Annotated in this window: 11 protein-coding genes; 5 read left to right on the top strand and 6 right to left on the bottom strand. The window is 64.2% G+C overall.

Translation table 11 applies throughout. The features are described from left to right. Window positions 1–7 precede the first annotated feature (7 nt). Genes V3C40_RS05605 through V3C40_RS05595 form a run of 3 tightly spaced genes read right to left on the bottom strand, consistent with a single transcriptional unit; the run spans window position 8 to window position 3,427 of the window. Entirely contained in the window at window positions 8–1,351 is a 1,344-nt protein-coding gene (locus tag V3C40_RS05605; RefSeq protein WP_331776856.1) for a D-tagatose-bisphosphate aldolase, class II, non-catalytic subunit, read from the bottom strand. Window positions 1,352–1,356: 5 nt separating this feature from the next. Further along, window positions 1,357–2,304, bottom strand: coding sequence for an ROK family protein (locus V3C40_RS05600; protein ID WP_331776805.1), 948 nt, complete (start codon window positions 2,302–2,304; stop codon window positions 1,357–1,359). Beyond that, window positions 2,291–3,427 (bottom strand): tagatose-6-phosphate ketose isomerase, encoded by a 1,137-nt coding sequence (locus V3C40_RS05595; RefSeq protein WP_331776804.1) that lies wholly within the window; start codon window positions 3,425–3,427, stop codon window positions 2,291–2,293. Before V3C40_RS05595 ends, V3C40_RS05600 begins: the two co-directional genes overlap by 14 nt. Window positions 3,428–3,774: 347 nt before the next feature. Between V3C40_RS05595 and V3C40_RS05590 the strand changes: the two genes are divergently transcribed. The 5 genes from V3C40_RS05590 to V3C40_RS05570 all read left to right on the top strand — a co-directional run bounded on the left by V3C40_RS05590 (window position 3,775) and on the right by V3C40_RS05570 (window position 16,599). Continuing rightward, window positions 3,775–7,125 (top strand): TIM-barrel domain-containing protein, encoded by a 3,351-nt coding sequence (locus V3C40_RS05590; RefSeq protein ID WP_331776803.1) that lies wholly within the window; start codon window positions 3,775–3,777, stop codon window positions 7,123–7,125. 98 nt (window positions 7,126–7,223) lie between these two features. Beyond that, complete coding sequence (locus V3C40_RS05585; protein WP_331776802.1) at window positions 7,224–10,169, top strand: TonB-dependent receptor plug domain-containing protein; 2,946 nt, start codon at window positions 7,224–7,226, stop codon at window positions 10,167–10,169. Window positions 10,170–10,663: 494 nt separating this feature from the next. Further along, complete coding sequence (locus V3C40_RS05580) at window positions 10,664–13,705, top strand: TonB-dependent receptor (RefSeq protein WP_331776801.1); 3,042 nt, start codon at window positions 10,664–10,666, stop codon at window positions 13,703–13,705. 66 nt (window positions 13,706–13,771) lie between these two features. Next, window positions 13,772–15,163 (top strand): Gfo/Idh/MocA family protein, encoded by a 1,392-nt coding sequence (locus V3C40_RS05575; RefSeq protein WP_200899242.1) that lies wholly within the window; start codon window positions 13,772–13,774, stop codon window positions 15,161–15,163. A 128-nt stretch (window positions 15,164–15,291) separates the two neighbouring features. After that, window positions 15,292–16,599, top strand: coding sequence for a DUF3472 domain-containing protein (locus tag V3C40_RS05570; protein ID WP_331776800.1), 1,308 nt, complete (start codon window positions 15,292–15,294; stop codon window positions 16,597–16,599). Between the two features lie 10 nt (window positions 16,600–16,609). On the opposite strand, the gene V3C40_RS05565 is transcribed toward V3C40_RS05570, so the two are convergent. The 3 genes from V3C40_RS05565 to V3C40_RS05555 all read right to left on the bottom strand — a co-directional run bounded on the left by V3C40_RS05565 (window position 16,610) and on the right by V3C40_RS05555 (window position 18,149). Continuing rightward, the gene (locus V3C40_RS05565; protein ID WP_331776799.1) at window positions 16,610–17,122 is read right to left on the bottom strand and encodes a hypothetical protein; all 513 of its coding nucleotides are present in this window, start codon (window positions 17,120–17,122) and stop codon (window positions 16,610–16,612) included. A 118-nt stretch (window positions 17,123–17,240) separates the two neighbouring features. After that, on the bottom strand, window positions 17,241–17,618 hold the full coding sequence (locus V3C40_RS05560; protein WP_319991858.1) for a SirB2 family protein: 378 nt from the start codon (window positions 17,616–17,618) through the stop codon (window positions 17,241–17,243). An 84-nt stretch (window positions 17,619–17,702) separates the two neighbouring features. Beyond that, window positions 17,703–18,149, bottom strand: coding sequence for a GNAT family N-acetyltransferase (locus V3C40_RS05555; RefSeq protein WP_331776798.1), 447 nt, complete (start codon window positions 18,147–18,149; stop codon window positions 17,703–17,705). Window positions 18,150–18,299: the final 150 nt, after the last annotated feature.

Raw genomic sequence — 18,299 nt, 5'->3', positions numbered from 1 at the left:
ACCGAGCTTAACAGATTGCCGCTTCGGCAATGACGGGGACTGCCGCATTGCGGTTGCAGGCGCGCGCATATTGCGCCAGCAAGCTGCCGATCTTGTGCTCGATCAGGGCCTGCGCCTGCGCCGGCAAGCTGCCCTGGACCACGGCCAGATACTGTTCCGGCAAATGCTGGCTCAGGAGCGGCAGCGGAATGGCCACCGTATCCAGGTTGGCCAGCAGTTTGCCGACGGCGGCCGCCACTTCCGGCTCGCCCCAGTAATAGCGGCAACGGTCGCTCAAGCCGTAGCGGCGCATCAGGCGCTGCTCGTCCGGCGTGCCCAGGTAATGCTTGATCCAGTTCTTCGGCTTGGCCACCATCACGTCGTCGAGCACCTGCATCAGCTGCGAGGTGGCGTGCGCCGGCAGCAGTTCCTCCTCGATCTGGCACAGGGCGAACAGCGCTTCGCGCAGCGCGAAGGTGGCGGCCGGGCCCACTTTCAGGATGGCGAAATGGTCGCGCACCATGGCGTGCAGCGCCGTTTCGCGCTGGTAGTCGGTGGAATGGGCTTCGAACACGAGGCCCGGCTGCTCGGCGACAAAGGCCGACAGTTCTGTGGCGGCATCGGCATCGTAATGCTGGATGCTGCTCTGGTCGAAATCGACACCCGGCTGCACCACCATGGCGATGACACGGCGCCAGGCGCCATGCAATTCCTTGTCGAGGAAGGCGCGGCGGTGTACATCAAGCGTACGGCGCGCGGCCTGCGGGCTGGTGACGGCGCCGGCCTGCGCCAGCGACGCTTCGCCGCCGGGAACCGGTACTTCCGTGCCGATCACGTAGACGGGCGGCGCGAAGCCGGCGGCGGCCGCCGCTTCCTCGGCGACGATGCACAGGCGCGCCGAACGGGCGGCCACGGTTTCGTCGTCGAGCTGCAAGGGGTCGTCGGCACAGCGCATGCTGCAATCGAGGTGGATCTTATGGAAGCCGGCCGACGCATACGCGGCGATCAGGGTTTCGGCGTGGTTCATCGCGGTGGCCGCATCGAGGTGCTGCCAGGCGTTCGGGCCCAGATGGTCGCCGCCCAGCACGAGGCGGCTGGCGGGGAAACCCTGTTCACGGGCAAGTGCCAGCATGGTGTCGCGGAAAACGGCCGGTGTCATGCCCGTGTAGCCGCCGAACTGGTCGACCTGGTTCGACGTCGCCTCGACCACCAGCACCGTGTCGTACTCGCTGGCCACGCGCATGGCGGCGCGCAGCACGCTCGGGTGGCTGCAGCAGACGGCGTACAGTCCCACGCGCTCGCCGCGGCGGTGCGCCTTGATCACTTGCTGGATCGGGGACAGGGTAAAAGTCGGGTTTTCCGCTTGCTTCATCATGTTTACGCCTTTGTATGTTGTCGTATCAAAAGGGCCGCGCCGCGCGCGCCGCCGGCGTCGCCAAAGCGGGGCGGCAAAATCGGCGGCACGTGCACGCCGGGGAACAGATGGCGTTTCACGGCGGCCGGCAGCTTGTCATACAGGTGAGGCAGCTTGGACAGGCCGCCGCCGAGCACGATGACGTGCGGGTCGTAGGCCAGCACGAGGCCGGCCAGCGCGTGGCCCAGCACATCGAGGTGCACGGCCACCGTGCGCTGGGCCACGGCGTCGCCCATGTTGGCGCGGGCGACGATGGCCAGAGGCTCGGCGCCATCGCCGCCGAAATGCACGTGGAGTTTGCGCATGGCGGGGCCGGAGACATAGCGCTCGAGGCAGCCCGCCTTGCCGCACGGGCAGTCGTAACCGGCCAGGCCATGCTGCGCCAGCAGGGTGGCGGGCAGGCTCCAGTGGCCCCATTCGCCGGCCACGCCGTTAAAGCCGCGCAGCAGCTGGCCGCCCACGCAATAGCCGCCGCCGGCGCCCGTGCCGAGGATGGCGCCGAACATGCTGGCGGCATTGTCGGCCGCGCCGCCCTGCGCTTCCGACAGGGCGAAGCACTGGCAATCGTTGCCGATGGCGACAGGGCGTTTTAAGGCCTGCTGCAGGGTTTGCGCCACGAGGCGGCCGTTCAGGGCCGGCACGTTGGAACTGAGCTGGCGTCCGCTGGCGCTGTCGATCACGCCGGGCAAGCCGATGCCGACGGGCGCCGTCGTGCCCAGTGCCGCGTCGCCGCGTGCCACCAGGTCGGTGATCGCTTGCACGAAAGCGTTGAAATCGTCGCCGGGTGTGGCGACCCGTTCGCGGAACACTTCTTCCAGCGCGCCATCGCGGTCGGCAAAGGCGACCAGCTCTATCTTGCTGCCGCCGATGTCGATGCCGTGGTAGCCGGCTGTGTGATTAGAATTGGTCATGGCCATAGATGGTGACGCCTTGCACGACACGGTTGACGATGCCGCCGGCGAATGGATTGTCGGGGCGCAGTTGCAGCAGCGCGGACTGGTGCAGCGCATATTGCTGCGCCATCAGCAGCCACAATGGGGCCAGCCAGGCGTCGGGCCAGGCCGGCGCATCGGCAGACAGGTCGCCGCCAATGCCCACCGTCAGGCAGGCCTGCGCCACGCTGTCGCGCTGCAGCTCTTTCAATAGGTCGTCTTCGTACTGGCGCGCCAATGGCTTGCTGCTGCGCAGCAGGATCACCAGCGACTCCGTGGTGACGGCCGATTTCGGGCCGTGGCGGAAGCCCAGCGGCGTATTTGCCATCGCCATCACGCGGCCACCCGTCAATTCCAGGATCTTCAATGCGGCTTCCTTGGCCAGCGCTTCCAGCGGGCCGCTGCCCAGGTAGACGACGCGCCGCACCGGTGTCGAACCCAGGTCCGCCACGGGCGCCGACCAGTCGTGCAAGGCGTGTTCGCCCAGCTGCGCCAGGGTGTCCAGGCGGGTCAGATCCGTGTCCTTGCCCAGTACCGACAGGGCCGCCAGCAGCATGCTGCTGAAACTGCTGGTCATGGCGAAGCCGCAGTCGCAGCTGCCTTCCGGCATCAGCAGATTATAGGTATTGCTGTCGTTTGCGCCCTGGCGCGCCAGCTTGCCGTCCGCATTGCAGGTGATGTTCAGAAAGCGCGCGCCGGGCACGACCTGGCGCAGCAATTCCACGGCCGCCAGGCTTTCCGGGCTGTCGCCGCTGCGGGCAAACGAGACGAGTAGGGTGGGCGCATCCGCTTCCAGGTACAGCTCATGGTGGGTCAGCAACGTCGTGGTGGCGATGGCGCGGATCTGCGCGGGCCAGGCCGCATTCAGGGTATCGACGACGATTTCGCCCACATAGGCCGAGCTGCCGGCGCCCGTGAGGATGACGCGTTGTTGGGGGTTCGACAGCGCGTCGCCGAGGAAGGCGGCCAGTGTCGCTTGCTCCTTGCGCAAGATGCCGGCCAGCGCGCGCCAGATAGCTGGCTGGTGGGCGATTTCCTCGGCCGTGTGCAGGCCGCCGATGTCGCGCCAGGTTTGAATGTCACGCTGAAGAAGGGTAGTCATGAGAGGTCAGTAAAGTGTTTGTTGGAGAAAGCATAAATACTAAATTTCGAAAAGTCAAATACGAAAGTAAAACGAAAGTAAATAGTTTGGCGGCTTGCGAAATAATGTCGTTTTAATGGCCATGAAGCATGCTGCGGTGCAGCGCAAAAGCCCGTGGCGGCGCGGCCTGTCGCTGAAATGCCACGATAACGAAAGTATGTTTTGTGACATTTTGGTGAAACGTAAGAAAAATGCGCCAATTCTGGGCATTTTATTAATAAATTGCCGCTTTAACTTTCTTTTTATTGACGATATTTATTTTTCTTCTTAAAGTATTTCCATCACTTCGATTTTCTGAAAGCCAGCAGATGAAACCTCTCCCGCTTCCCCGCCGCGCCATTGCTGCCTGCGTCCTGGCCGCCCTTGCCACCCTTGCCGCACCGGGCCTGCATGCCGCGCCTATCGGTAACCTGGCCAGCTTGAGCGCCGTGCACGCGGCCGACGTTGCCAAGGGCGAGGCGCTGGGCTGGGACCTGCGCAGCGACACGGGCGTGCAACTGCGTATCAGCCTGCCGCAGGTGGACGTGCTGCGCATCGAAGCCGGCGGCAAGGCAGGCTTGACGGGGCCCGGCGACAAGGCAGCGCCCATTGTCGTGGGCCAGCCTGCCGCACAGGTGGTGTACCAGATCAAGGAGCAGCCCGACCATATCCTGATCAACACGGATGCCCTGAGCCTGCGCATCGACCGCAAACCGCTGCGCTTTACCCTTTTCCGCAACGGTGATGCGGTGCCCTTGTGGCGCGAGGTGCAGCCGCTGTCGCTCGACGACAAGCAGGGCGTGCAGGTGCTATCGAGCCTGCCGGGCGAGCGTTACTTTGGCGGCGGCCAGCAGAATGGCCGCTTCGAATTCAAGGGCAAGCAGGTGCCCGTATCGTATTCGGGCGGCTGGGAAGAGGGCGACCGGCCGAATCCCGCGCCATTCCTCATGAGTTCACGCGGCTGGGGCATGCTGCGCAATACCTGGTCCGACGGGAACTACGATCTGCGCGACAAGGAGCAGATCTCGCTGCAGCACGCGGAAGGCCGCTTCGATGCGTATTTCTTCGTCGGCAAGGACTTGCGCGACGTCGTCGCTCGCTACACGGACCTGACGGGCCGCGCGCGCATGCTGCCCCGCTGGGCGCTGGAATACGGCGACGCCGATTGCTACAACGATGGCGACAACGTGAAAAAGCCCGGTTCCGTGCCGAAGAACTGGACGGACGGCCCCACCGGCAAGACGCCGGACGTGGTGGAAACGGTGGCGCGCCAGTACCGCGAACACGACATGCCGGGCGGCTGGATACTGCCCAACGACGGCTACGGCTGCGGCTACACGAATTTGCCGGAAACGGTGAAGGGCCTGGCTGGCTATGGCTTTCGCACGGGCCTGTGGACGGAAAACGGCGTCGACAAGATCGCCTGGGAAGTGGGCCAGGCGGGCAGCCGCGTGCAAAAACTGGACGTGGCGTGGACGGGCAAGGGCTACCAGTTCGCCATGGACGCGAACAAGTCGGCCTACGACGGCATCCTGAACAACTCCGACAGCCGCCCCTTCCTGTGGACGGTGATGGGTTGGGCCGGCATCCAGCGCTACGCTGTGGCGTGGACGGGCGACCAGAGCGCCAGTTGGGACTACATCCGCTGGCATATCCCGACCCTGATCGGCTCGGGCCTGTCCGGCCAGGCCTATGCGTCCGGCGACGTGGACGCCATCTTTGGCGGCAGCCCGGAAACCTATCTGCGCGACCTGCAGTGGAAAAGCTTTACGCCCGTCCTGATGGGCATGTCCGGCTGGGCCGCGGCCGAGCGCAAGCATCCGTGGTGGTTCGATGAACCGTACCGCGACATCAACCGCCGCTACCTGAAACTCAAGATGCGCCTCACGCCGTATATGTATACGCTCGTGCGCGAAGCGGAGCAATCGGGCGCGCCGCTGGTGCGCGGCCTGATGTGGGATTACCCGCAAGACCCGGCCGCCTACACGGAAGCCTATAAATACCAGTTCTTCCTGGGCCGCGACGTGCTGGTGGCGCCCGTCTACCGCAGCCAGGCCGTCAGCGGCGGCTGGCGCAAGGGCATCCACCTGCCGCAAGGCACGTGGTACGACTACTGGGATGGCCGCCAGGCCACGGCCGGCGCGAAAGGGCGCGACCTCGACCTGCAGGTGACGCTCGATAAACTGCCCGTGTTCGTGCGCGCCGGCGCCATCCTGCCCATGTATCCGGAAATGCTGTACGACGGCCAGAAGCCGAAGGACCAGCTCACGCTCGATATCTACCCGCACGGCGATTCCGACTACACCCTGTATGAAGACGATGGCAATACGCGCCAGTACCAGGGCGGCGCCTTCAGCCAGCAAGTCATCCGCATGCGCCAGACGGGCGCCGACGTGCAGGTCGACATCGGCGCCGTCGATGGCCGGTACCAAGGCCAGGAAGCGCGCCGCGCTTATGCGCTGCGCATGCTGGCGGGCCAGGCACCGGTCGCCGTGCGCGCCGGCGAACGCCTGATCGCGGCAGCCGCCGGCCGTGCCGCCTATGACAAGGCGGCAGAGGGCTGGTATTTTGATGCGGCGGACAGGAAAGGCACCCTGCACGTGAAAGTGGCGGCGCAGGATATCCGCCAGCCTTTGATGCTGCAGGTCGCCGGCACGCTGGCCGTGGCCAGAGTCGACGCCGACTTCCCGGCCGCTCCCGTGCCGGGCCGCGCCTTGCCGGCCGACGCCATGCAGGTGGTGGCGCGTCCTGCGGAAGAAAGCGGCTATCCGCTGGAAAACGCCTTCGATGGCAAGCCGGAGACGTGGTTCCGCACCGTGCGCAGCCCGTCCGTGAAAAGCGGACCGCATGAATGGGTGATCGGCTTCACGGAACGGCGCCTGGTGGACGGCGTCGAACTGGCGCCGCGCAACGACCAGCACTGGAAGCATGGCCAGGTGCGCGACTATGAAATCTACATCGGCGACAACAACGGCGAGTGGGGCGCGCCGCTGCAGCGGGGCACCTTGAAGCTGCAGGAAGGCCCGCAGACGATCAACTTCCCCGCCACGGCCGGGCGCTTGCTGCGCTTTCGCGTCATGAGCACGCAAAATCCGGAAGGCGATGGCGCGGCGTCCCTGGACCCGATGGTAACGGCGGCGCAAGCGGGTCCGGTGGCGCGCGCGTTCGACGCGGCGCTGGCGACCGACGTGGCGCCTGTCACCTTGTCCGCATTCCGCGTGCTCGAGCACAGAGTGGCCGAAGGCGAGGAAGTGCAGCGCTACCTGTCGGACCTGGCGCTGCCGAAGACTATCGCGAAAGACCGGCCGGCCGGCAAGGCGGCCGAGATGCGCATGAACGGGCTGTGGTTCCGCAAGGGCCTCGGCGTGGGACCCGCCAGCCGCATCGACTTGCAGCTGGCGGGCAACTGGAATCTGCTGCGCGCCGACCTGGGCGTGGACGATAGCTGCCGCAGCGCGGGCGGCTTGCAATTCCAGGTATGGAGCGGTGAGCGGCTGCTGTATGACAGCGGCCTGGTCACGGCTCCCGGGGTGGTCAAACCCGAAATCGACGTGCGCGGCCTGAGCCAGCTCAGTTTGCGCACCCTGGGCGCGCGCGGCGCCCACCCGGCCCAGGTCTGCGGCAACTGGGCCAATGCCGTACTCACCGGCACGGAAGGCGCGACAGTCAAGCCGCGCTAACTACTTCAATCATTTCACTAAAAAGAGCCCCTCTGCGGACCGGGGAGGGGCTCTTGCAACCTGACGAAAACAAATCACTTATAAAAAGGGAGTTGAGAATGCACTTGAAAAAACTGATGGCCGCGATGGTGGCGGTGGGGCTGGCGTCGACGGCGCTGGCGGCGGAGGAGGAGAAACTGCAGCGTGTCGAAGTGACGGGGTCCAGCCTGAAGCGCATCAACGCGGAAACGGCGTCGCCCGTGCAGGTGATCAACGCCAAGCAGATCGAGAACATGGGCGCGCTCACCTTGCTGCAAGTGCTCGACAACCTGCCCGCGGCCCGTCCGGCGCAGCAGGATTTCCGCTCGATGTTTACGGGTTCCGATGGCGGTTCGCAAGCGAACTTGCGCGGCATGGGCGCGCAGGGCACCCTGGTGCTTTTGAATGGCCGCCGCCTGTCGTTCTATGGCGCGCCGGCCGGCTTTCAGACCATGTTCGTCAATATCGACGCCATTCCCGCCGCCGCCATCGAGCGCATGGAAATTTTGACGGATGGCGCCTCGGCCGTGTATGGCTCCGACGCCGTGGCCGGCGTGATCAACGTGATCACCAAGAAGTCGTACCAGGGCCTGGAAGCGCGCGCCAATGGCGAGTTTTCACCGAGCGTGAAATCGTATGGCGAGCGCCAGGCCAGCGTGCTGTATGGCCTGGGCGACCTGGCCAGCGATGGCTACAACATCTACGGTTCCGTGAACGTCTACCAGCGCGACCGCATCGCGCTGGCCGATACCTGGCGCAAGCGCCCCTCGTATTTTTATGTGAACAATCCCAATTTCATCTTGAACATGCGCGTGGGCGTGGGCAGCGAACCGGGCGTGATGAATCCCGGGACCTTCTTTGTCTTCGACAAGGCGAAGAACAATGCGCGCACCCAGCGCGCCGTCAATGGCTGCAACAACAGCATCACCGAAGCGTCGGGCACGCGCTGTGTGTGGAATGCGCTGCCCAACCAGCTCGACACGGGCCCCACCTCGGAGCGCGCCACGGCCTACGTGAGCGGCCGGCTGAAACTCGGTGGCGACATGGAAGCGTTCGCGGAAGGCGCTTTCACCCACATCAAGATGCGCGGCGAGAATGGCCCGTCCAGCTTCAATAGCGGCAGCACGAACAACTGGTTCGCGCGCAACACGGGCAATACCCTGAACACGTTTGCCACGCCTTTCCTGAGCCCCAACAACGCCTACCTGAAAGGCAAGCTCGATGCCGACATGGTGGCCAAGATGGGCGGCGCGGCCGGCTTGAACTATTTGCTGCAGGATGCGCAAGGCCACTTCGGCCAGAAGAACGTCGACGAAAACTACCGCGCGCTCGTCGGCCTGCGCGGCAGCATCGGCGGCGGCTGGGATTTTGAAACGGCGCTCAGCGTGGCGGGCAGCCATTCGACCCTGTTCCAGACGGCGAACATCAACATCAAGGGCTTCGAGCAGGCATTCGGGCCGTTCACGAAAGACCCCGTCAGCGGCCGCACGTATATCTCCGACAATCCCGCCTACAAGTTCGGCGAAATCAGCGAGGCGAATGCGGCGCTGGTGCGCAGCGCCTATCCGACCTTCGCCATCGAATCGTGGACCAAGCTGATGACGTGGGACGCGAAGGTGGAAGGCACCCTGTTCAAGCTGGGCGAGCGCGAAGTGCGCGCCGCCGTGGGCACCAACGTGATGCGCGAGAGTTTCCTCACGCCCGGCAATGCGGATGCGGCCAATGGCCTGATCACGCAGCAGGGCGGTTCCTGGTTCGACGGGCGGCGCACCATCGCGGCCGTGTTTGGCGAAGTGGTGGTGCCGCTCAGCGACACCCTGGAAGTCAACGCGGCCGCTCGGCTGGACAAATATCCGCATTTCTCGGCCAACCTGGCGCCCAAGCTGGGCGTGATCTGGCGCGCGCGGCCCGACCTGATGCTGCGCGGGACGTATTCGGAAGGCTTCCGCGCGCCCAACCTGGCCGAATCGGGTACGGGCGGCGTCTTTGCGCAGGTGGGCGGCATCCGCGACACGGTGCGCTGCGATGAAACGAACGCGATGGCGCGCGCGCTGATGAAGTCCAAGGTGGCGACGGATGCTGACCTGGGCAAGAGTTTGCTCAATTCGAACTGCTCGACGACGGTGGGCGGCCTGACGCCGCCGAACCAGAACCTGCGTCCGGAAAAGGCGAAGATTTCCACCGTAGGCCTGGTGCTGCAGCCGGCCAAGGACGTGAGCATTTCCATCGATTACTGGTTCATCAACCGCCGCGACGAAATCGTGCGCCAGGACTTCAACGAGCTGTTTACGGAACTGGTGGACAAGTACGGCCCGACCCTGGCCGGCACGCCCAGCGCCATCCGCAACGACCTGACGGATACGGACCGGGGCAACGTGGCGGCGGTGGCGGCCATGTGCGCCAATCCCGCCAACGCGGGCGTGTGCGCGGGCGGCGTGCCCGGCTACTCGGTGGGCAACCTGGGCGGCTTGATCAACTCGTATTCGAACCGGGGCCGCACCCTGATGGATGGCGTGGACATCGATGCGCGCACGCGCTTTGGGCTCGGTGACTGGGGCAAACTGAGCACGGGCATCGCGGCCACCATCCGCAAGCGCGACACCCACGACAGCGAAGACGGCAGCGATATCAAGGGCAATACCGTCGGCTACTACGATTCGCCGCGCTACCGTGCCACGGTCAACGCCGACTGGAGCTACCGCAACTTCGTCAGCAGCGTCTTCATCAACTATTCGGGCAAGACGCGCTGGGCCTACGGTCCCTGGGACAAAGACAACACGCCGGAAAACTGCACCGCCGCCTCGGTGGCGCTGCCGGCCGGCCAGTGCAAGGGCGCGCCGTCATACACGACGGTCAACCTGGCCTTCAGCTGGAAGCCGGTGAAGAACCTGGACGTGGGCCTGAACGTGAAAAACGCGTTCAACAAGAAGCCGTACTACGACCCGAACGGCTGGGAAGGCTACAACCATAGCCAGGACCTGTTCGGCCGCCAGTTCGCCCTGTCGGCCAGCTACAAGTTCTTTTAAAGCGTGACGCTGCCCCGGCCTGTCTATGCGGGCCGGGGTATTGCCATGGAAAAGAAAAGACAATATTCCGAAATGTACAATACGAAAGATAAACGCAAGCGAAAGCAGAGAGTTATGGCTGCTTTCGCGTTTTTCACCCCGTTTTTTTGCGCCGGTTCACGATTTATGCTTACCTCACTGCAGTCGCGTGTATCTGTCATACCACGATAACGAAAGTTAAAAGAGGCATCGCAGATTGAATCGAAAGATAAAATGCCTTTATTTACCGAATTTCTCGATAAATTGCCGTTATAACTTTCTTTTTGTTGACGATACTTATTTTTCTTTTTAAAGTAATCCCAAGAAAACGAAAATCAGCCGATACGGACTGATTTCCCGGAAGGTGCAACTGCCTGGAGCTACCTTCCGACGACCACCATAAAAATTGCATCCCCCCGGCTTCGCCCTGGAGCGGGGAGGGCGCGCATAACCCTCGATATAGACGGAGACACACCATGCATACCACCGGACTCAAATTGCGCGACATCAGCCGCGCCGCCGCGATCGTGATCGCCCTGGCGGCCGGCGTGCCAGGCCAGGCCTGGGCACAGTCGAACGCCACCAGCACCATTTTCGGCGAAGTGAGTGCGCCGGCCGGCGCCACCGTGGTGCTGGAAAACCTGGCGACGGGCGTGCAGCGCACCTTGACGCCCGATACGTCGGGCCGCTACGTGGCCAACTCCATGCCGCCAGGCCGCTATGCGGTGCGCGTGCTGCGTGCCGGTTCGGTGGAAGCATCGCAGGAAGTCGAAGCCTTGATCGGCGCGGGCGCGGAGGCCAACTTCGGCCCGGCCAGCGCGGCAGGCACCGTGGGTCAGGAGCAGACCGTCGTGGTGAAGGCGTCGCGCAATCCGATCGACGTGTCGAACACGAACAATGGCGTGATCTTCACGGCCAAGGAATTGAAGGCGCTGCCGGTCGGCAATGATGTGGCGTCCATCGTGCAGCTGACGCCGGGCGTCTCGCGCGGCACCAACAGCGTGTACGGCAATGCGCCATCGATCGGCGGCTCAGGACAGTCGGAAAACGCGTTCTACGTCAACGGCTTCCCCATCACGAATATCCTGACCCAGGTGGGCGCGTCGGAGCTGCCGTTTGGCGCGATCTCGAACCTGCAGGTGCTGTCGGGCGGCTACGGTTCGGAATTTGGCCGCTCCACGGGCGGTGTGATCAACATCACCACCAAAAGCGGCGGCAACAAGGTCGAATTCGGCGGCAAGGTCTCCATCATCCCCCGTTCGCTGAAGGGCGAGCCGGAAAACACCTATTACCCGAACACGGGCGCCAATCCCAAGACGGACGGCAACCTGCTGTACTGGAACCGCGACAATGGCAGCACCAGCAAAGTGGTGGGCCTGTACGGCAGCGGCCCGCTGATCAAGAACAAGCTGTTCGCCTTCGTGGCGCTGGAACAGACGCGCACAGACAGCCAGTCCGTTGCCGCCGCCGCCGACTCGGGCACGGCTCTGGCGCGCGGCTGGAGCACGAGCCAGAGCAAGGTGGACCGCATGATGGCCAAGCTCGACTACAATCTGACGGACGACCATCACTTCGAATACACCAAGCTGTATGACCGCACGAAGACGGACAGCCAGGCGTATGGCTACAGCTACGCCACGCATGCAAGCAATGGCGTCCAGGCAGGCAAGGGCGAGACGACGGTCAACTGCTGCGGTTCATCGGCCGCGCCGGGCGCCAACATCGACATCTTCAAGTACACGGGCTACCTGACGGACAACCTCACCGTGACGGCCATGATGGGCGAATCGCGCACCTCCCACACCCGCACGCCGAACGGCTACAACCCGCTGCTGGCGCAAACGTCGTCGAATACCTCGACCCAGGTGCCTGGCCTGACGTACGCCAATCCGCAAACGGTGACGGGCACCCTGGTCGACCCGTCGTCGGAAGACCGCCAGAAAGCCAAGCGCCTCGATCTCGAATACAAGCTGGGCAAGCACTCGCTGCGCGGCGGCATCGACCGCATCGACGTGGAATCGAAAGTGGGCCTGAGCCTGGCCGGCGGCTACCGCTGGAGCTATCAGCGCGCGACCGATCCGAACCGGGCCATCAACGGCGCCTTTGAAACGCCGGCCCAGGGCGGCGGCTACGGCGCGCAGGGCTATTACGTCAGCAAGGACTTGAACGCCAACCTGGCGCGCCCGACCAGCGTGCAATCGGCGCAATACATCCAGGACCATTATCAGGTCACGGAACGGGTGCTGCTGGACCTGGGCCTGCGCCGCGAACAGTTCACCAACTACAGCACCGATGGCGTGGCCTTCATTTCGCAGCGCAACATGATCGCCCCGCGCGTGGGTGCCACCTGGGATTACCTGGGCGACGGCACCCTGAAATTCTTCGTCAACGGCGGCCGCTACCACCTGCCCGTGCCATCGAATTTGTCGAGCAACATGGCCAGCCCCTTCCTGGCCACCAGCGAGATGTACACGTACACGGGCATCGATCCCGTCACGGGCGCGCCGACGGGCCTGCACGCGATCAGCAAGCCGTATTCGGCAAACAATGCGTATGGCCAGAGCCGCGATGCGCGCGAGGTGACGGCCGTCGGCCTGAAGCCGCTGTCGCAGGATGAATTCTCGCTCGGCTTCGAACGTGCCCTGAGCAAGAAGCTGGTGGTGGGCGCCAGCGTCCTGTACCGCAAGCTGAACGACACCAACGACGACACCTGCGATGCGCGTCCGCTGCAAGCCTGGGCTACGCGCAACAGCGTCGACACGAGCAACTGGGGTGGCTTCCAGTGCGCCATCATCAACCCGGGCCGCGACAACAGCCTGATGGTGGACTTCGACGATGGCAAGGGCTTGCGCCGCGTGGATATTTCGGCGGCGGAGTGGGGCAATCCGAAACCGGCACGCACCTACCGCGCCTTGAACATGTTCATCGAGCACCCGTACACGAATGGCTGGTACGGCAAGCTGACCTACACCTTGTCCGGCCTGAAGGGCAATATGGAAGGCCAGACGGACAGTATCGGCGGCGGCGACGTGGGCCTGACGGTCAGCGACGACCACAAGGAACTGATGTACAACGCGTATGGCTATCTGCCGGGCGACCACCGCCACGCCTTCAAAGCCTACGGCTTCATGCAGCTCATCCCGGACGTGACGGTCGGCGCCAACCTGTCGCTGACGTCGGGCGCGCCACGCAACTGCATCGGCGCGCTGCCCGACAACCTGAAGTTCGAGAACGACTACGGCGATTCCTACTTCTATTGCGATGGCAAAGCGGCGCCGCGCGGCAGCCAGGGCCGCCTGCCTTGGCAAGCCCAGCTGGACATGAATCTGGCCTATACTCCCAGCGCCGTCAAGGGCCTGAGCCTGAAAGTGGACGTGTTCAATGTGTTCAACAGCCAGACCGTGACCCGCTACAACGAGACACGCGAAGACCATGGCGCCATCGCCCGCAGCTATCTGCAGGTGGCCGGCCGCACGGCGCCGCGTTCCGTGCGCTTCACGGCGGAATACACCTATTAAACTGCAGCCGGCCTGCCGTGCGGCGGGCCGGCGACGATCATTACCAATGGAAGCGAGAAGAGACCAATGACGACACAAATCAATCGACGCAATTTCCTGTCCGCCAGCGCCGCGCTGGCCGGTGGCGCCATGGCCGGCAGCGCCTTGCTGCCTGGCGAGGCCAACGCCGCACCCGCCGCCGGCCGCGACAAGGTCCGCCTGGGCCTGATCGGCACGGGCATGCGCGGCCAGGTGCTGCTGGCCGAACTGGTGCGCCGCGACGACGTGGAAGTGGTGGCCCTGTGCGATATCGAACCGATCATGCTGAAACATGCGCTGGGCCAGGTGGCCAAGGCCGGCAAGCCCCGTCCGCGCACGTATGGCGAAGACCGCGACCAGAAAGCCTACAAGCGCATGCTCGACGCGGGCGGCCTCGATGGCGTGATCATCGCCACGCCGTGGGAATTCCATGCGCCGATGGCGATCGCCGCCATGCAGGCGAAGATCGCCGTCGGCTGCGAAGTGGTGGCCGGCATCACCCTGCAAGACCACTGGGATGTCCTGAACACCCAGCTGAAAACGGGCACGCCGTACATGTTGCTGGAAAACGTGTGCTACCGCCGCGATGTGATGGCCGCGCTGCAGATGGTGCGCGCGGGCCTGTTCGGCGAACTGCTGCACCTGCAGGGCGGCTACCAGCACGATTTGCGCGCCGTGAAATTCAACAGCGGCAATCCGGCCAAGCCGTATGGCGGCGGCGTGGAATTCGGCGAGAAGGGCTGGTCGGAAGCCCATTGGCGCACGCAGCATTCGGTCGAGCGCAATGGCGAGCTGTATCCGAGCCACGGCATCGGCCCGTGTGCCATGTACACCAACATCAACCGCGGCAACCGTTTTACGCGCATCAACGCCTTCGCCACCAAGGCGCGCGGCTTGCACGACTACATCGTCAAGCAGCCGGGCGGCGCGCAGCATGCTAACGCCAAGGTGAAATTCAAGCTGGGCGACATCGTCACCACCACGCTGGCGTGCGAGAACGGCGAAACCATCATCCTGCAGCACGATACGAGCCTGCCGCGCCCGTATTCGCTGGGCTTCCGCGTGCAAGGCACGGACGGCCTGTGGATGGACTTGAACAATTCGATTCATATCGAAGGCGTCAGCAAGCCGCACCAGTGGGACGACTTCAAGGCTTACCAGGACAAGTATGAGCATCCGGTGTGGCGCAAATACGCGGCGCAAGCGGAAGGCGCGGGCCACGGCGGCATGGACTTCTTCGTCATCCACGCCTTTGTCGAAGCGCTCAAGGCCAACGCGCCGATGCCGATCGATATCTATGATGCCGTGACGTGGAGCGCCATCACGCCGCTGTCCGAGCAATCGATCGCCGCCAACTTCCAGACCCTGGACTTCCCGGACTTCACGGGCGGACAGTGGAAATCGCGCAAGCCGATCTTTGCGCTCGACGGCAAGTACTAAGCCCCATTCGCCCGCTACCGCACCAGTTGCCGTAGCGGGTTTTTTCTATCCACCCAGTTTTTCAACCGCGGCGCAGGTGCGCAGGCTCGTGTTCGCCCGCCGCAAAGCTTCACCACCAGGAGACGTTGATGAAACACAGAAGTTCATTACTCTATGCCATCCTTCCCGCCATGCCCTTGCTGCTGGCGGCCTGCGGCGGCGCCACCGCCACGGGCAACGGCAACACGGCCTTGCTGGCGGCCAGCGTGGCGGCGCCCGCCACGACGGCGACCGTGGAACTGGCCGGTAACGCCTTCATCACCAGCGGGGACGCAGGCGCCGTCATCAACGAACGCGGCCTGGCCGGCTGGAGCAATCCCGATGCCGTCGCCAGCACGTATTTCCGCGTGGCCGAGGCGGGCTCCGTGCAGGTGGCGCTCGACGCCAGCCTGGCCGATGGCGGCAACAGCACCATCCGCGTGAAGATCAATGGCACGCCGTTCGATGTCAAGCTGGCCGGCAAGGAGCGCAAGACCTATGCCGTCGGCACGGTCAATGTGCCGGCGGCCGGCTATGTAAAGGTCGACATGCAGGGCCTGAAGCGCGTGAAGGGCACGTTCGGCGACGTGGCGGCGCTGAAGGTGACGTCGAACACGGCGCTCACCTATGCGAATGACCCCGCCAACTACTACTGGTCGCGGCGCGGCCCGTCCGTGCACATGGGTTATACGGTGCCGGCCAATACCGAGTATTTCTATAACGAGATGACGATTCCCCAGGGCCAGGACGCCATCGGTTCCTACTTCATGGCCAACGGCTTTGGCCAGGGCTACATGGGCATCCAGGTGAAGTCGCCGAGCGAGCGCTGGATATTGTTCTCCGTGTGGGATGCCGACAATGGCGCCAAGACCACCCTGGTCAGCAAGGGCGCCGGCGTGGTCGACAATGCGTTTGGCGGCGAGGGCACGGGCGGCCAGACCTATCTGTCGTATAACTGGGCGGCTGGCACGACTTACCGCTTCATCACGCGTGCGCGGCCCGACGGCAATGGCGGCAGCGATTATTCGGCCTGGTTCTTCGCGCCCGAGACGGGCAAGTGGCGCTACATCGCCACCTGGAAGCGGCCCGCGATCTCCACTTACCTGACGGGCGTGCATTCCTTCCTCGAGAACTTTATCGATACCCTGGGCTACACGGAGCGCCGCGTCCAGTTCGGCAACCAGTGGGCCAGGAACGTTTCCGGGACATGGACCGAAGTGACGGCGGGAAGGTTCACCGGCGACGCCACGGCCACGAATGCACAGCGCATGGATTATGCGGGCGGGCTGGAAAACGGCAAGTTCTACCTGCATAACGGCGGCTTCTTCACTGACTACGTGAAAACCAGCCAGAACTTTACGCGGCCCGCGACGGGCCAGGCGCCGGCCGTCGATGTGAGCGCCTTGCCGATGCAATAGGCGTTGATCCTTAGCCCGGTTGCTTGCCCACCATCGCGTCGATGCCGCGGTAGTAGGTGAGCGGCCGGCCTATCGTCACGCCCATCAATGCCGCGGCCTGGATGATGTCGTCCGTGTCGCGCCGGTAGACGATCAGCGCATCCATTTCATCGGAGCCGTTGCCGTCGATCTGGATCAGGTCATAGCCGCCTTCTTCCACGGCGCGCTGCGCCAGTTCCGTATCGAGCCACTCGAAATAGGGCAGCACGCTGCCGCCACTTTCCTTGAGCAGTGCGTACGGGAAGTCGGGGAATTCGTCGAACATGTCCTGTATCTGTTCGTGCAATTCATCGATCTTGTCGCTCGACGCCATATAGCCGCCCAGCTGCGAGAGGAGTTCCAGCGCGTAGGCTTGCGCATCGCTGTCGACCCATTCCTCGCGCGGCGCGGAGGGGGCTTCGGTGATGGCGGCGACGGCGTCGTCGAGTTCCTCGCCTTCCAGGTCGCCGCAGGTCAGCTTGGTCAGCAATTCGGATAGCAGCATGTTTGCCTTTCAGGAGTGGATGCGGGGCCACGGTGGCCCGCTTGTCGATGAAGTTGCAAATACTATCATTGCCTTCCACTTGCGCGCGCCCGGCAGAACTGGCGCGCGCCGCAATCGCTCAGAGCGGCCAGGCCTGCTTGGTGACGGCCACGCCGACGATGTAGGCAAATACCAGCACGGCGCCCGCGAAGGCTGCGCCGCGCACGGCTGGCGTCTTGCCCCGTTTCAGGGCGATGGTGCCCAGCACGATGTAGGCCACCAGCGCGCACAGCTTGGCGGCCAGCCAGGGCTGGCTGCCCGGCGACTGGCCGCTCCACACGGCCAGGGTGATGGCGCTGGCCAGCAAAGCCGTGTCGACCAGGTGCGGCAGGATTTTTACCCAGCGCTGCTGCAAGGCGGGCGAGGCACGCAGCATCCATGCGCCGCGCAAGAGGAAAAGCAAGCCGCTCGCGGCGGCGCAAGCCATGTGGAAATGCTTGAGGCTCAGATAGTCCATATGTCCCTGCGGTCGTTATTCAAAGTAGCGCCAGCATAGCCCCCTTTGGCGCGCCGCGCCATACGCCGTCGGAGGGAAGCGCAATCAGCGGCACCATTTCATGTACACGAGCTCCGGGTCTCCCTCGTCGAGATGGTCGATCTGTCCGCTGCGCACGAAACCCGCGCTGGCGAACAGCCGTTGCGCGGCCAAGTTGGACTGGTTCGTCGAGGTGAATAGCTTCTCAGTTTGACACGCGGCTTCGGCGGCGGCCAGCAGGCCCACGCCCACGCCGCGCCGCTGGTGGCCGGGAGCGACCACCACCAGCGAGACAAAACCGTAATCGAAGAAATCGTCGCGCGTGAGGACATAGCCTGCCACCTGGCCCGCCTGGATGGCCACCTGGCAGTGCCCCTGGCCGACGGCGGCGCGCACGGCATCGCCCCGGCTGGCGTGCGCCTGCGCATAGGCATCGCAGGCCAGCATGGCGTCCACATCGGCCGGCAGCGCCGCGCGCGTGATGATCCCGTCTGTTTCGTCTCTGTTCTGCATGGCGTTCTTTTTCTCCAGGCGCCGAGTGTGCCAAAAATGCGTCCGTTTGTAAAACACCCGCCATCCAGGCTAGGTCCATACCCCGCCATCTAGTCACTTTTGCCGATACGGCTATCCAGATTGCCTTTCCAGAATCACCCTGTGGCCGAT

The organism is Janthinobacterium sp. LS2A, assembly GCF_036543145.1.
GTDB classification, from domain to species: Bacteria; Pseudomonadota; Gammaproteobacteria; order Burkholderiales; family Burkholderiaceae_D; genus Janthinobacterium; species Janthinobacterium aestuarii.
This window is presented reverse-complemented; position numbering and strand designations above follow the sequence as displayed.